This is a genomic window from Anoxybacillus gonensis, assembly GCF_001187595.1.
GTDB lineage: Bacteria > Bacillota > Bacilli > Bacillales > Anoxybacillaceae > Anoxybacillus > Anoxybacillus gonensis.
This window is the reverse complement of the sequence record NZ_CP012152.1, coordinates 1,387,094-1,401,687: the sequence shown is the minus strand read 5'-3', so window position 1 is coordinate 1,401,687 and position 14,594 is coordinate 1,387,094. Positions and strand designations below refer to the sequence as shown.

Below are 14,594 nucleotides of genomic sequence, written 5' to 3'. Positions count from 1 at the left end.
ACATTTACCGCGAGTTTTGTAAAAAAGGGGGAAGAGGAATGATTGTTGAGATGAAAAATGTTTCTTTGATTAGAGAAGGCTGCGTCATTTTAGATCGTCTACATTGGAAAGTGCAAGAAAACGAACAATGGGTCATTCTCGGGTTAAATGGTTCAGGAAAAACGTCGCTACTTAATATTTTATTAGGCTATGAATACCCATCAAAAGGAGAAGTTTCCGTATTAGGGCACCGACTTGGAAAAACAAAAATCATAGCATCCGGACAAAAAGAAAAAATACTCACCGACGATTATTTGTCAGAAACGTTTCAAATAGATGTGCACGTCCGTTGGGAACATAATCGTCCGTGGGTATCGATTAAAAACAGCCCTACACTTCAACGAATAGGAAAATAAAGGATGAAGAAAGGCGTAAAATGAATGAGAAAAGGAGGAAAACTTCACTTCAATGACCGTAAAGAAGCCAACAAATATACTAGAGAAATTACAAGCGCGATTAAGTCTCCGGTTTGCGGCTTTGGAAGAAGACATCTTTCATCTTATAAAAGAAGAATTGTTGTCGTTAGAAATTACTCCCGAACCTTTTCGTACAGTAAAGGACGTTTGGGATGATATAGATCTGTATTGTTTCGACGAAGATTTATCCAATCGATGTGAAGAGAAAATACAAACGTTTCTTTATGACTTACTTGCTGATTGTGTGAGAGAATTAGGAGTGGACGAAGTACGTACGTATCTCATCACCCGAGGGTGGTCAGATGAGGTAGAAGAAATGGACATGGAAGACCTGATTTACGAGGTAAATGAGCTATTAGACTGGGAAATTGCAGAAATCACATTGGATTTGCTTGAGCATTTTGGTCAGTATGAATTGTCATTTCTCTATCGCAAAGAATATCCGTTTCAACAGTTATGTAAACAAATAGAAAAACCAGTGGATTTGCATTTTTTGAGCGATGCTCTATCTTCTTGGTTATTTGCAAGAAAGGAACAGATAAAAAAACAAATTCGAGAGGAGTGCGGAGAAACGCTGTTAGACGACTCATTAAAGATAACACCTTTTTCTAGCGAGAAACTAGTACAAGCCTTTTTTGATGCGGTGGATGAAGAACACCTAGCACAAATAGTTAAATACGTAGAAACAGAATTGACGAACGAAATAAAAACTCGCTTCCAAGCCTGCCTTGCCATTCGTCAAACATCTGTATGGAAAGTTTGTGAATCTATTATTGATCAACAAGTAGGCATATGGCTCCATGAGGTAAAAAAAGAAGCGAAAGCTCTGTACGATGAATGGGAGGAGCTTTGTCGCTTGCTCGAGAATAGTTGTTCTAAAGAGATGATAATCGTTCTTGATAAAATGCGGCACTATCCGACTTTTATAAAAAAAGTAGATAAAAAGCGGAGAACGAAAGAGGAATACGAAGCGATTTTATCTAAAATTGCGTATACGTATGTACAGTTGCTAAACGAAAAATATCAATGTTCAATAAAATGGAATCCACAAAAAATGAATCGCTGGTTGAGTACATGGTTTACATCAATGGAAGAATTCGAACGATCGTTTCTTCATTCCAAGGAGTTTAACCGCCACTTAAAGGCGATAAGCAAGCAAATTTTTGAACATCCTTTATCACTTTCCGCTTCATCGGTTCACAAAAAATATATCGTCCATGTCGGTCCGACTAATTCTGGAAAAACATACGATTCGATGCAACGGTTGCTTCAAGCAAAAACAGGGATGTATTTAGCCCCATTGAGATTGCTTGCGTTAGAAAAGTTTGAGGAGATATGTGCCCACGGTATTGCATGTGCCTTAATAACAGGAGAAGAAAGAAAAAATGTACATGGCAGTACACATATAAGCGCAACGGTCGAGTCCGTGAATGTCACCGATGAATTTGATGTTGTCGTTATTGATGAATGTCAATTATTAGCGGATGAAACGAGAGGGGCTGCTTGGGTCAAAGCAATTACCGGGGTGAAAGCGAAAGAAATTCATTTGGTTGCTGCACCGCATGCTGTTGACTTGCTTCAAACACTGCTAACTTACCATCAGTTTGATTTTGAAGTGATCGAACACAAACGTACCACTCCACTCATTTGGGAAGAGAGGGCTTTTTCTTTTCCAAAAGACTTGAAAAAGGGAGATGCACTTATTGTTTTTTCAAAAAAGAAAGTTCTCCATGTTGCCGCTTCACTCGTAAAACAAGGATACAACGTCTCGGTTTTGTACGGAAGCATGCCTCCTGAAACAAGGAGAAAACAAGTCGAGCAATTTCGGCAAGGGCTAACCGATATACTAATAGCGACCGATGCCATCGGCATGGGGATGAATCTTCCCATTCGAAGAGTCATCTTTATGGAAAGTGAAAAGTTTGATGGAAAATTTGTTCGTACGTTAAAAGCAGAAGAAGTACAACAAATCGCAGGACGAGCAGGAAGAAAAGGAATATATGAAGAAGGGTTCGTCTGCGCTATGGTAAATCGAAAGAAAATAAAAAAGCTGTTAGAGACGCCGGTAGCTCCTATTGAATATAGCTTTCTCCCTATATCAATCGAATCACTAAAAAAGTTTCCTTATGAATCGTTCGATTTATTCAAACGGGCATGGAACTTTTATCAAAACGAATTAAAAGAAACGCCTTATCGTGTTCATGAGATAAGCGAATGGGAAAGAAAAATGTCCGTTTTAGAAAAAACATTGAAAAAGATGAAGCTCGAACTCTCTCTTTGGAAGAAATTATCTTTCTGTTTCGTTCCGTTTTCCATCGAAGAAACGAAGATAACGGATTATTGGCTAACGATGATTAGAGAATATTTAACGAAAGGGAAGGTCACTATGCCGCCTATCCTTACGTCAGTCGATGCAATTGATGAATTGGAAAACAGCTATAAACAGCTCATGTTATTTACGTCATTTGCTTATTCTCAATCGTTGCCTTTTAATGAAGAAGAGGTTTTTGGACTGAAAGAAAAAATTTCTGAAAAAATATTTGAAGTACTATCTAAACATTTGATACGCTATATGAAAAAATGTAAAATTTGCAATCAAGAATTGCCTTGGGATTTTCCATATCCACATTGCCATCATTGTCATGAATATATGTATGCGGAGATTTCTTTTTAATTTGCTGCTTATCTTTCTAGGAGAATTTTACACAAATGAATACTATAAAAACTTATTTTCTTCTATTTTTGACGACGATTTAGGGAGGGGCGTTTGTCTCAGGAAAAATTGCGACGGTGATCTTACATCCGATTTCAGTGGCGTTTTTTCGCTTTTTTGCGTAAGTCCAAAAAAAGAAGCGATGTCTAAAGAAAACATTAGGGCATGACGGAGGGAATATGTTACAAATAAAACGACTATCAGAATGTACGTTAGAAGAAGCGGTACGTGCTTGGAATGCTGGATTTGAAGGGTATTATTTTCCGATTCAGCTGACAATAGAAAGCTTTTTACATCGATTAGTAGGAGAAGGACTTTCTCCTACGTTGTCCATTATTGCTTTTCACCATGATGAGCCAGTTGGGATTGTGCTAAACGGCGTTCGTGAATGTAAAGGAACTTCAATGGCTTGGAACGGCGGTACAGGAGTAGCGCCTGCGTTTCGAAAAACGGGGATTGGAAAGGCGCTAATGGAAGCGACGCTTAACATTTACCAAGAAGCAGGCGTTGAGCTTGCAACATTGGAAGCGATTAGCGAAAATGAGCGAGCCATTGCACTATACCAAAAATTCGGCTATGAAATCGTGGATGAACTGGAGTATTTACAATCTCAAGAAGCGGTGCCACACTTCCTAGATGACGCAACCTTTCAAGTAGAAACGACCGTCCCACAACAAATAAGCCTCCTTCCGTTTTATAAGGGGCGACACCCGTGGCAAACGCAATGGCAAAGTGCCAAAGATGGCGAGGCACTTCTTGTAAAAGATGAACGTGGATACAACATCGGCTATGCATATTATCGACGTGTTTTTGACGCAACAGGCAAACATGAAAAAACGGTTTTATATCAATGCGAAGCGGATCCAGAAAGAAACGATACAGAACATATCCTTCGGGTTTTATTTCCAAAAATTTTTAGCGCTCATCCTGACAAGGTCGTAAAAGTAGTACCGAACGTTCCGATTGCCCATTCGTCAGCCACTTATTCCCTTTTAAAAGAAATCGGCTTTCAACCAATTATCAAACAAGTATGGATGCAAAAGCGGATGGGATAAAAATAAGCTGTTGGGCTTGTACCAACAGCTTATTTTCGTCTAGCTACTCCTTTCCGAGAAAAAGTTGCCACGATACACCGTATCGGTCTTCCACCCATGCAAATTTTTTGCTAAATGGATAGGCATCTAGCGGCATGAGCACTTTTCCGGATTGAGATAGTTGTTCAAAAGCACGGTCAATTTCTTCTTCCGTATCACACGTGACGCATAGCGACATCGCAGGAGTAAACTCGTGCTGTTCGACGTGATTATCAATCGCCATCAACCGTTGTCCTTTTAGTCGAAACGTCGAATGAAGCACCATGCCGTTTTCTTGATGCACGATCTGTTCGATTTCTGCCGGAGAAAAAACAGACGTATACAAACGAATCGCTTCTTCTGCCTGCCCAGAAAACATAAGGCATGTCACCACTTTTTGATCCATAAATCCATCCCAACCCTTCTATTACATATGCGAATATATGTTCTTATATTTCATTATCGTCAATTCACAATTCGTTGTCAATAGTAGAATTTTTTTACTAGCTTGACTATGTACCTTAGTACAAGGTTTATACTTGAATTGGAGGTGATTCGATGTATCGGATTAGTGAGCTAGCAAAACGATGTGGTGTGAATAAGGAAACGATCCGCTATTATGAAAAGCGGCAGCTACTCCCACTACCTACAAGAACAGAAGCGGGGTATCGTTTATATTCCGATGCAGACGCAAAGCGCATCCAATTCATTAAACGTCTGCAACAACTCGGGTTTTCGCTAACGGAAATTCATCAGTTGCTCGGCATTGTCGATCAAGATAAGGAACGATGCGCAAATATGTATGCATTTGTATCAAAAAAAGTGGAAGAAGTGCAAAAGCAAATCAAAGACTTACAGCGAGTCGTATGTATGCTCCAAGACTTACAAAAGCGGTGTCCAGATGAAAAAACATTGTATGAATGTCCAATCATTGAAACGTTGGTTCATGAGAAAGGGGATTGTGATGAATCATAAAAAGACGTTTATCGTAGGAATTGTTGGGACAGTAGTTACTTTATTATGCTGTGCTACCCCTATCTTAGTCATTTTGTTGGGGGCAGTTGGATTAGGTGCCATCACTGGCTACTTGGATTATGTTTTGCTGCCGGCGTTAGTTATTTTTCTTATGCTCGCTTTTTCTTCTTACCGTCAGTCAAAAAAATCTTCATCCAAGAACGACTCGTGTTGCCCGTAACAGGTGATTGCTATGAAAGAAAAAATTTCACAGCTGGCAACGTTATTTTCTGCCTTTGTGATGGCTGGTTGTTGTTTAGGCCCATTGATTTTCATTCCTCTCGGGTTAACAGGCTTAGCTGGCGGATTAGCCATTTATGCATTAAAATATCAAACGATGTTAATGATTGTTACGATCGTTTTACTTGCATACTCTTTTTATCTTGTTTATGGACGGGGATGCAAAAAGAAAAGTTCTATTGTTAGTTTATGGATGACAACAGTGGTTGTATTAGGAATGTTTCTGTATACGTTCATCGCAAAAGGGTATCTATAAGAAAGAAAAATATAAAGGAGAGTGTTCAACATGAAAACATATAAAGTTCGGGTGGAAGGAATGACGTGTACAAGTTGTGAAGTTCACGTTGCTGCAGCTCTTAAGCAACTTGGCGCAACATCTATTGATGTTAGTTTTCGCCGTGGAGAAGCGGTGTTTGAACTTCCTCATGCCAACGTTGAAATGGCAAAACAAGCCATAACGGCGGCTGGTTATGAGCCGACAGAAGCGGAGGAAATCGAGGCAACAAGAGAAACATATGACTACATCATCATCGGTTCTGGTGCTGCCGCTTTTGCGTCGGCAATTGAGGCAAGAAAATACGGGGCAAAAGTTGCCATGATTGAAAGGGGAACGATAGGAGGAACATGCGTGAATATCGGCTGTGTACCTTCGAAAACATTGCTCCGGGCGGGAGAAATAAACTACCTTGCGAAAAATCATCCGTTTCTTGGGTTGCATACATCTGCTGGAACGGTCGATTTATCTGCACTAATCGAACAAAAAAATGAATTAGTACAAAACCTACGCCAAGCGAAATATATCAATCTCATCGACGAATATGGATTTACGCTTATTCAAGGAGAAGCGGTATTTTTAGACGAAACGACAGTAGAAGTCAACGGGAAAAAATTATCAGCCAACCGCTTCCTTATTGCCACAGGCGCTACTCCGGCAATTCCTAATATTCCTGGGCTTGCGGATGTTGAGTACGTCACAAGTACGACGCTACTCGAACGAAAGGAAGTACCTAAACGATTAGCGGTCATCGGCTCTGGTTATATTGGCATCGAACTCGGGCAACTGTTTCATCATCTCGGTTCTGACGTCACATTGATGCAACGAAGCCCTCGGCTATTAAAAACATACGACCAAGAAATTTCAGAAGCGATAACAAAAGCGCTCACCACTCAAGGCGTCCGCCTCCTCACAGGAGTAGCCTTTGAACGCATTGAACAAGACGGAAACGTGAAAAAAATATATGTAGAAATCGATGGAAAAAAACAGGTGATTGAAGCGGAGGAGTTGCTCATTGCTACTGGGAGAACACCGAATACGGCAGCGTTGCGTTTAGAAGCGGCTGGGGTAACAACAAGTTCGCGTGGTGAAATTATTGTTAATGACTATTTACAAACAACGAATCCGCGCATTTATGCGGCAGGCGATGTCACCCTTGGCCCACAATTTGTCTATGTCGCCGCATACGAAGGAGCGATCGCTGCAGCGAATGCCGTTGGCGGACAACAGAAAAAAATTCAGCTTGAAACAATCCCAGCGGTTACGTTTAGTTCTCCCGCAGTCGCAACCGTTGGACTAACAGAACAGCAAGCAAAAGAAAAAGGATACGAAGTAAAAACATCTGTTTTGCCGTTAGAAGCTGTCCCGAGAGCCATTGTCAATCACGAGACAGTCGGTGTCTTTAAATTAGTCGCCGATGCAAAAACAGGGAAATTGCTTGGAGCTCATGTTGTCGCAGAACATGCGGGGGAAATCATTTATGCAGCGACACTCGCCATCAAATTTGGCTTAACGATAAACGACCTCCGTGAAACGCTCGCTCCGTATTTAACGATGGCAGAAGGACTAAAGCTCGTAGCATTAACGTTTGACCAAGATGTCGGAAAGTTATCTTGTTGTGCGGGATAAAAATTGGCTCGCTTATTGCGTAAATAAAAGGGGGTGCCAAAGAAAAAATGAGGCACCCTTTCTTTTGAACTATATTCGTTTTTCCACGGAGAAGACTACCTGCTGCTTACACAATTTATAAAATGATGAGTTGATATCCTTGATCAATGAATGAAGAGATGCTTGGATGACCATTTTTCTCGCCTAGTGAATTAAATCCAGATTTCTCTACGTCTTCCGCAACCCCAAACGCGCCAGCACAATATTCACATACTCCTTCAATAACATCTAACTGTTTCACTGTTTTGTATAACGGGTAGTATTTATTTTCTGGCTCCTCGAATTTTCTAATCCAAACAGTACCTGCCCCATCAAACACTACCTTCACTTCATGTCCCGCTTCCTTTAGCTCTTGGGCATAAAGTAAAGCGTGCAACGCCTTTGCTAATTCACTTTCATTAGCATGAACAAAAATAGCTACTTTCTTCATTTTGTGACCTCCTCGCTTTCATTTACATTATTAAATATACTGAAACAACCACAGGATATCTGTAAGCTGTATTACAGAAATATTTACTTAAATCTCGTATGCTGATGAAGCAAACAAAAGAAATGAGGAGGACAAAATGTGAAACAGTTATTTGCTCTTCTTTTATCTATTTTTATCTTTTTAAGTGCATGTAGTACAAAAGAATTATCATCTGCATCCGAAGCGAAATTACTGGATAAGAAATGGGGACAAATTGAACAAGAAGCAAAAAACACAAAGGTACGAATATTTATGTGGGGAGGAGATGAAGGAATTAATCATTATATGGATGAATGGGTAGCCCCAAAACTAAAAAAACAATATGGAATTACACTTGAACGAATTCCAATGGATACACACGAATTTTTACAAAAATTACTAAACGAAAAGAAAGCAGAGAAAGAGAAAGGAACAATCGATATCATTTGGATTAATGGAGAAAACTTTAAAAATGCCAAAGAGAATGATTTACTATTTGGTCCTATCACGAACAAACTTCCTAATTTCCAAAAATATATAGACGCTCATAGTTTAAATATACAATATGATTTCGGTACAGCTGTAGACGGATTAGAAGCACCATGGGGAAAGGTTCAATTTGTATTTTTGTATGACGCAAATAAAATATCTCAGCCGCCTAGAACATTTGCTGAGTTAAAGCATTGGATAAAAGAGCACCCTGGAAAATTCACTTACCCTGAGCCAACGGACTTTACAGGAAATGCATTTTTACGTCACCTCCTTTACGAGTCAGTAGGCGGATCTGAAAAATTACTAGAACGAGGGTATGATCCACAATTTGTAAAAAATAAAGCAGAGAAAATGTGGACATATTTAAATGAAATCAAACCGTATTTGTGGCATAGGGGAGAAACGTATCCGAATTCTTTAACAGAACTTGATCGTCTATATAGTCAAGGAGAAGTATGGATGACAATGGGGTACAATGAAGCTCGAGCAGAAAGTCTAATAAAAAACGGAATATTTCCAAAATCTACTCGTTCTTTTGTGTTTGAATCTGGATCAATCGGTAATACACATTTTTTAGCTATTCCTTTTAACAGTCCAAATAAAGCCGGTGCGATGGTAACCATTAACTTTCTTCTATCCCCTAAAGCACAGTTAGAAAAGTTTCGTCCAACATATTGGGGAGAAGGCATGTCATTAGATCCGAGCAAGTTATCTGAACAAGACCAACAAGCATTAAACGAAATCAATCGTGGGAAATCAGTATTACCAACAGATATCTTAAAAAAGCACTTACTTCCAGAAGTAGATCCGCGTTACGTGGGATGGCTGAAGGAGAATTGGCTCCATGAAATTGTTCGGAAAAAGTAATTTGTTGTTTCTTCTTCCACCATTTATTTTAACAATTGCACTCGTTGGATACGGAGTGATCATGGCTATCTCAGAAAGTATACACAAGAACGAACAATTGACTTTCCAATATTATGTCGACGTATTCGCAAACGATATCTTTATTGCATCGCTGAATTATAGCCTTTCGATTGCTTTTGTATCCACCTTTTTTTCTATATTCATTGGTTTATTGATTACAAGATGGCTTTATCGTTGTTGGAAAAACGATTTTCTGAAAATTGTATACTGGATTCCAATGTTATTTCCTCATTTTGTTTGGGGATATATGATGGTGTTATTGTTTTCACAAACTGGATGGTTTTCTTCACTTGTATACAATATAGGTATCATTCATAAACCGAATGAATTTCCAGTCATCATAAATGATTCTCATGGAATTGGAATAATAATTACGTACGTTTTAAAAGAAACACCTTTCGTTATACTCATGCTTCTTCCAGCCTATCATCAACTGAATCACCAGTTATCCTCCGTCGTGAGGACACTTGGTGGAAAAGAATGGGATGTATTTAAAACGGTGGAGTGGCCATGGATTATGCCGATTCTGTTCGAAACGAGCATCATCGTTTTTTCATTTATTTTATCTGCTTATGAAGTACCATATTTACTTGGCACGACGTATCCAAAAATGATTTCTCTCCTTGTTTACGAATGGTTTTTTGAAGGGGATTGGAGTAATCGTCCGAAAGCGTTCGCTGCTATGTTGAGTGTAACGATGTTTATTTTCTCTATTATGATGGCATATACTTCCCTCTTAATAAAGAAGCGATATCACATGATGAAAGGGAATGGAAAAGTGTGATTAGAAAGAGGAACAATCTCATTTTCTTTTTTTCTACTTTATTTCTAGTCATACCCGTTATCTTATTAGCATTAAAGAGTTTCTCTTTTTCTTGGAGATACGGGGATCTATATCCAAAAATATGGAGTTTGAACGGATGGAAAATTTTATTGAAAGAACCACGGATATGGCAAGCCATTCAATCTTCGTGGTTAATCGGTATTACCGTCGTTTTATTGAATTTATTAATTGCTATACCTGCCGGGAGAACCATTGCTTTTCATTCTTTCAGAGGAAAATGGTTTTTTGAGTTACTATTCACACTTCCGATCTTGATTCCAAGCTTAGCTGTAGTTATGGGACTTCATCTAACAATGATTCGACTAGGGCTCACTGACCATTGGATGGGCGTTGTCATCGTTCACTTACTTCCATCTGTTCCATATACAATTAAAATATTTCATTCTTCTTTTGAACGAATCGGACCGCATTTGGAAGACCAAGCTGTTTCACTCGGTAGTAGCAAATGGTACAGTTTTTATTCGATTTACCTACCGCTTCTTGTACCAAGTATAAGAAGCACTGTGTTTCTTGTTTTCGTTATTTCTCTTAGTCAATACGTATTGACGGCAATAATTGGTGGTGGAAATGTTGTGACAATTGCAACTCTTTATTTTCCATTTTTATCAACAGTAAAGGAATCGGTTATCTCAAGCTTTTCGCTTGTTTTTGCGATTTTGCCGCTGACTGTACTTCTCTTATTTGAGTTGCTGATTCAAATTTTTATTCCTTATCGAAAACAGAATGGTTGAGGTGTGTATATGAGAGATGCATTTATTTCCCTCAATTCTTTAAAAAAAGCATATGGAAATGAAACAGTTTTTCACTCAATTAATCTGAATATAAATGAAGGGGAAATGATCAGTTTGATAGGACCATCAGGAGCAGGGAAATCAACACTTCTTCGATGCATAGCAGGCCTAGAAGAATTAGATGAAGGTCATATATGGATTGAAGGAAAAGACATGTCAGCAGAGCCTGCTCATCGTCGCCCGATTGTCATGATGTTTCAACAACCGCTATTATTTCCCCATATGACAGTAACTGAAAACATAATGTACGGGTTAACTTTTACAAAAATGACAAAGAGGGAGCGACTAGAACAAGTCTCGTTATATTTAAAAAAAATTAACATGGAGAACTTTCGAGACTTTTATCCATCCCAATTATCTGGTGGACAGCAACAACGTGTTTCACTAGCGAGAGCATTAATTACCAACCCAAAGTTGTTGCTGCTCGATGAACCTCTTAGCAGCCTTGACAATGAATTGAGAGCAGAAATTCGCTTATGGATGAAACAATGGTTAAAAGAAAAAAAAATAACGACAATTTTTATTACGCATGACAAGGAAGAAGCAATGTTGATTGGGGATCGAGTAGTTGTGATGGGAAAAAAAATAATTCAACAATGTGGGAGTCCTATACAAGTATATGATTACCCGGCTAATTCATTCGTCGCAGAATTTTTTAGCGATGGTATCGTCATCAATAACGAATTGTTTATTCATACGAAACATATAGAAATGTCTACTTCTCCAAATGAAAGATGGTATGTGAAATGGAAAGGGCTTGTAAAAGAAGCATTCATGAAATACGGGAAGTTTTTCTATCAGATAAATATCATCGATTTGCAAACAGATGTCATCATTCAAAGCGATGTTCCTTTTTCTAACATGCAATATGTTTGGGTTGGTGTGCATTCAAAAGGACATATTCAAACATTTAAAAAGGATGGAGAAACATGTTAAAACGAACAATATGGAAAGTAATCGTATCCATAGTCATTATTATCTTTATTATTTGGTTTAATCAACATTATATTAATATAAAACCACAAGCAATACGTGAGTGGATTTTATCTTTTGGAACATTTGCACCTATAATCTTTATCGGCATATATACAGTTCGTCCATTTCTTTTCTTCCCTGCTTCTATTCTTTCATTAGCAGCGGGATTAGCGTTTGGTTCATGGTGGGGGACTATCTACACTGTCATTGGCGCAACGTTGGGAGCCAGCTTGTCTTTTTTTGTCGCTAAAAAATTGGGAGAACGAATGATTCGTAAAAGTTGGAAAGGGAAAACAACGAAACTGCGAACACAATTACAAAAAAATGGGTTTGCGTATGTGCTTTTATTACGACTAGTTCCGATTTTTCCGTTTGATTTCGTCAGCTATTTAGCCGGAATAGCAAATGTGAAGTTCGTCCATTTTCTAATGGCGACATGGATCGGTATTATCCCTGGAACGTTTGCTTATAATTTTTTGGGCTCTAGTGTTGTTTCTGAAAATCAAATAATAATTGGTTTGGCCGTCTTTGTGTTTGTCATCGTTTCACTTATACCAATTATGACAAATACAAAAATACGACAAAAATTAGGATTACAACAGAAAGGAGAATAACTGTGCTCGATACACATGCGAGAAAATATGTGCAACCCCTTATTGAAACGACCGCTTCCTCTTTTTTGAAAATAGGATTAACGGCGAACCAAGTCACTATGATATCTTTTTTGATTGGTCTTTCTTCAGGAATTCTTTTTTATTTTGATTATGCAGTTGCAGCCATCGTCGTATTATGGATTTCTGGATTTTTAGATGCGGTCGACGGAACGATGGCAAGAAAGACAAACGTGTCGCCATGGGGCACAGTTATGGATGTAACATTTGATCGCGTTGTTGAAATTAGTGTCATTTTAGGAATTGCGTTTAAGTATCCTCATGTCCAATGGGCTCTTCTGTTATTGAGTGTTTCGATTATTTTTTCCATTACGGTGTTTTTAACAGTGGGCGCTGTTTCTGAAAAAAAAGGAATGAAATCATTTTATTATCAAGCGGGGTTGGCTGAACGTACAGAAGGATTTCTTTTCTTTTATGATGTTGCTGCCTAATTATGTTTTGATTATTACGTTGTTATTTTTTGTAGTAGAAATGTTTACAGGGTTACAACGTTTACATGAAGCTCGACAACTTTTGCGCTGAAAGGGTGTGAGATAATTGAAACAATATGATCTTATTGTCATCGGTGGAGGGGCAGGAGGATTGACTGTAGCTGCCGGAGCAGCTTCTCTTGGAGCGAGAGTAGCTCTTATCGAAAAAGAAACACACCTTGGTGGTGATTGCTTACATTTCGGCTGTGTTCCGTCAAAGGCGCTTATTAAAGTAGCTTCCGAAATATATGAAGCAAAAAAAGTAAGGGAATGGGGGATGAACATAGAAGGAAATATTAATTTAAATCTAGTTACACAACGAATCAAAGCAGCCATTATGCACATTCAACACCATGACGATATTGACCGATTTAAAAAATTAGGGGTCGATGTGTATATTGGTAAAGGAAAATTACGTTCTGCTCATAACGTATGGATCAACGATGAGGAAACGATATTTGGAAAGCGCATAGTCATTTCAACAGGATCAAGACCTTTTGTGCCTCAGATTGATGGTTTAGAAAAAGTTAATTATTTAACAAATGAAACAATATTCAACATTGATTTCGTGCCTAAAAAGCTTCTTGTCATTGGCGGTGGTCCAATCGGTATAGAACTCGCTCAAGCCATGGCAAGGCTAGGGAGTGAAGTGATTGTTATTGAACGTTCTAATGAGATATTACAACAAGAAGATGAAGAAATCGTTCAATTAGTAAAAAAACAACTGATGCGTGAGCTAACGATATATACTAATGCATCTATTCAAAAAATCATAGCTACGGAAAATAATAAAAAAATTGCTGTAATCCGTACTCAGGACAGGGAAATCGAGATGGAAGTCACCGATATCCTGATTGCTTCTGGAAGAGTTCCTAATACAGATACAATTGATCTAGATAGAGCGGGTGTTCAGTACGATAACAAAGGACATATTATCGTGAATGAATATTTGCAGACAAATGTTCCGACTATTTATGCGATCGGAGATGTAAATGGAAAATTCCCATTTACACATGTAGCTGGAATGGAAGGGAAACTAGTTGTGCAAAATGCTGTACTAGGATTAAAACGAAAAATAAACTACGCGAATGTACCATGGGTCACATTCACTCATCCGGAAATTTTTCATATGGGATTAACAGAACAACAAGCTCGACAACAACACGATCGTATTCATATCTTTAAAACACCGTTATCTAATGTCGATCGTTTCGTAGCAGACTTCCAAACAGAAGGAATGGTAAAAATAATTACTGATAAAAAAGGATACATCATCGGAGCACATGCTGTAGGCCAAAACGCAGGGGATTGGATGCAAGAAGTAGTATTTGCTAAGCAGTTTGGTAAAAAAATTGGTCAACTCTCTCATGTCATACACCCATATCCAACTCATGTAGCAGCCGTTCAACATACAGCTGACTTATATTGGCGCGAGAAATTATTTCGCGGCTGGATTCCAAAATTAGTGAAACAATACATTCGATTGTTCCGATAATAAACATAAAACATAGGACAATCTAAGAAAAGGGACTCATTCTT

Annotated in this window: 15 protein-coding genes and 1 pseudogene; 14 read left to right on the top strand and 2 right to left on the bottom strand. The window is 38.5% G+C overall.

Going from position 1 to position 14,594, the window contains the following annotated elements:
• Window positions 1–38: 38 nt before the first annotated feature.
• The 3 genes from AFK25_RS07395 (at window position 39) to AFK25_RS07385 (ending at window position 4,223) form a co-directional block, all read left to right on the top strand.
• Window positions 39–395, top strand: coding sequence for an ATP-binding cassette domain-containing protein (locus AFK25_RS07395; protein ID WP_035066408.1), 357 nt, complete (start codon window positions 39–41; stop codon window positions 393–395).
• A 52-nt stretch (window positions 396–447) separates the two neighbouring features.
• Complete coding sequence (locus tag AFK25_RS07390) at window positions 448–3,129, top strand: helicase-related protein (protein ID WP_049720880.1); 2,682 nt, start codon at window positions 448–450, stop codon at window positions 3,127–3,129.
• Window positions 3,130–3,347: 218 nt separating this feature from the next.
• Window positions 3,348–4,223: a GNAT family N-acetyltransferase gene (locus AFK25_RS07385; RefSeq protein WP_035066410.1), complete on the top strand. Its 876-nt coding sequence runs from the start codon at window positions 3,348–3,350 to the stop codon at window positions 4,221–4,223.
• 43 nt (window positions 4,224–4,266) lie between these two features.
• Here the strand turns inward: AFK25_RS07385 and AFK25_RS07380 are convergent, their stop codons facing one another.
• The gene (locus tag AFK25_RS07380) at window positions 4,267–4,647 is read right to left on the bottom strand and encodes a VOC family protein (protein ID WP_035066411.1); all 381 of its coding nucleotides are present in this window, start codon (window positions 4,645–4,647) and stop codon (window positions 4,267–4,269) included.
• Window positions 4,648–4,799: 152 nt separating this feature from the next.
• Here AFK25_RS07380 and merR point away from each other — a divergent pair, with 152 nt between their 5' ends.
• From merR to merA, 4 genes are read left to right on the top strand one after another with little or no spacing between them, the layout of a single operon-like run.
• Window positions 4,800–5,216, top strand: a complete 417-nt coding sequence (merR, locus tag AFK25_RS07375) for a mercury resistance transcriptional regulator MerR (RefSeq protein ID WP_035066413.1) — start codon at window positions 4,800–4,802, stop codon at window positions 5,214–5,216.
• Entirely contained in the window at window positions 5,143–5,436 is a 294-nt protein-coding gene (merF, locus tag AFK25_RS07370; protein ID WP_338024065.1) for a mercury resistance system transport protein MerF, read from the top strand. The genes merR and merF overlap by 74 nt, the downstream gene beginning before the upstream one ends.
• 12 nt (window positions 5,437–5,448) lie before the next feature.
• Window positions 5,449–5,751, top strand: a complete 303-nt coding sequence (gene merT, locus AFK25_RS07365) for a mercuric transport protein MerT (protein ID WP_035066417.1) — start codon at window positions 5,449–5,451, stop codon at window positions 5,749–5,751.
• Window positions 5,752–5,781: 30 nt separating this feature from the next.
• Window positions 5,782–7,398 carry a mercury(II) reductase gene (gene merA, locus AFK25_RS07360; protein WP_035066419.1) on the top strand — a complete coding sequence of 539 codons (1,617 nt, stop codon included), beginning with the start codon at window positions 5,782–5,784 and terminating at the stop codon, window positions 7,396–7,398.
• 115 nt (window positions 7,399–7,513) lie between these two features.
• On the opposite strand, the gene AFK25_RS07355 is transcribed toward merA, so the two are convergent.
• Entirely contained in the window at window positions 7,514–7,867 is a 354-nt protein-coding gene (locus AFK25_RS07355; RefSeq protein ID WP_035066421.1) for a DsrE family protein, read from the bottom strand.
• Window positions 7,868–8,005: 138 nt separating this feature from the next.
• Between AFK25_RS07355 and AFK25_RS07350 the strand changes: the two genes are divergently transcribed.
• From AFK25_RS07350 to AFK25_RS07320, 7 genes and pseudogenes are all read left to right on the top strand, one after another.
• Window positions 8,006–9,244 carry an ABC transporter substrate-binding protein gene (locus AFK25_RS07350; RefSeq protein ID WP_035066423.1) on the top strand — a complete coding sequence of 413 codons (1,239 nt, stop codon included), beginning with the start codon at window positions 8,006–8,008 and terminating at the stop codon, window positions 9,242–9,244.
• Window positions 9,222–10,088, top strand: a complete 867-nt coding sequence (locus AFK25_RS07345; RefSeq protein ID WP_035066425.1) for an ABC transporter permease — start codon at window positions 9,222–9,224, stop codon at window positions 10,086–10,088. Before AFK25_RS07350 ends, AFK25_RS07345 begins: the two co-directional genes overlap by 23 nt.
• A 128-nt stretch (window positions 10,089–10,216) precedes the next feature.
• A complete protein-coding gene (locus AFK25_RS07340; protein ID WP_240483428.1) occupies window positions 10,217–10,879 on the top strand; it encodes an ABC transporter permease in 663 nt (220 codons plus the stop codon).
• 9 nt (window positions 10,880–10,888) lie between these two features.
• Window positions 10,889–11,875, top strand: coding sequence for an ABC transporter ATP-binding protein (locus AFK25_RS07335; RefSeq protein WP_049720879.1), 987 nt, complete (start codon window positions 10,889–10,891; stop codon window positions 11,873–11,875).
• On the top strand, window positions 11,869–12,528 hold the full coding sequence (locus AFK25_RS07330) for a TVP38/TMEM64 family protein (protein ID WP_035066427.1): 660 nt from the start codon (window positions 11,869–11,871) through the stop codon (window positions 12,526–12,528). Before AFK25_RS07335 ends, AFK25_RS07330 begins: the two co-directional genes overlap by 7 nt.
• Window positions 12,529–12,530: 2 nt before the next feature.
• Window positions 12,531–13,107, top strand: a pseudogene (locus tag AFK25_RS07325) (CDP-alcohol phosphatidyltransferase family protein).
• 15 nt (window positions 13,108–13,122) lie between these two features.
• Window positions 13,123–14,550 (top strand): dihydrolipoyl dehydrogenase family protein, encoded by a 1,428-nt coding sequence (locus AFK25_RS07320; protein WP_035066429.1) that lies wholly within the window; start codon window positions 13,123–13,125, stop codon window positions 14,548–14,550.
• Window positions 14,551–14,594 lie beyond the last annotated feature (44 nt).

What these genes read in the sequence shown, in the direction of transcription:
- AFK25_RS07335 (WP_049720879.1), top strand. Translation starts at nt 10,889, where the DNA reads ATGAGAGATGCATTTATTTCCCTCAATTCTTTAAAAAAAGCATATGGA.
- AFK25_RS07390 (WP_049720880.1), top strand. Translation starts at nt 448, where the DNA reads ATGACCGTAAAGAAGCCAACAAATATACTAGAGAAATTACAAGCGCGA.
- merR (WP_035066413.1), top strand. Translation starts at nt 4,800, where the DNA reads ATGTATCGGATTAGTGAGCTAGCAAAACGATGTGGTGTGAATAAGGAA.
- AFK25_RS07355 (WP_035066421.1), bottom strand. Translation starts at nt 7,867, where the DNA reads ATGAAGAAAGTAGCTATTTTTGTTCATGCTAATGAAAGTGAATTAGCA.
- merF (WP_338024065.1), top strand. Translation starts at nt 5,143, where the DNA reads ATGAAAAAACATTGTATGAATGTCCAATCATTGAAACGTTGGTTCATG.
- AFK25_RS07385 (WP_035066410.1), top strand. Translation starts at nt 3,348, where the DNA reads ATGTTACAAATAAAACGACTATCAGAATGTACGTTAGAAGAAGCGGTA.
- AFK25_RS07395 (WP_035066408.1), top strand. Translation starts at nt 39, where the DNA reads ATGATTGTTGAGATGAAAAATGTTTCTTTGATTAGAGAAGGCTGCGTC.
- merT (WP_035066417.1), top strand. Translation starts at nt 5,449, where the DNA reads ATGAAAGAAAAAATTTCACAGCTGGCAACGTTATTTTCTGCCTTTGTG.
- AFK25_RS07380 (WP_035066411.1), bottom strand. Translation starts at nt 4,647, where the DNA reads ATGGATCAAAAAGTGGTGACATGCCTTATGTTTTCTGGGCAGGCAGAA.
- AFK25_RS07330 (WP_035066427.1), top strand. Translation starts at nt 11,869, where the DNA reads ATGTTAAAACGAACAATATGGAAAGTAATCGTATCCATAGTCATTATT.
- merA (WP_035066419.1), top strand. Translation starts at nt 5,782, where the DNA reads ATGAAAACATATAAAGTTCGGGTGGAAGGAATGACGTGTACAAGTTGT.
- AFK25_RS07345 (WP_035066425.1), top strand. Translation starts at nt 9,222, where the DNA reads ATGAAATTGTTCGGAAAAAGTAATTTGTTGTTTCTTCTTCCACCATTT.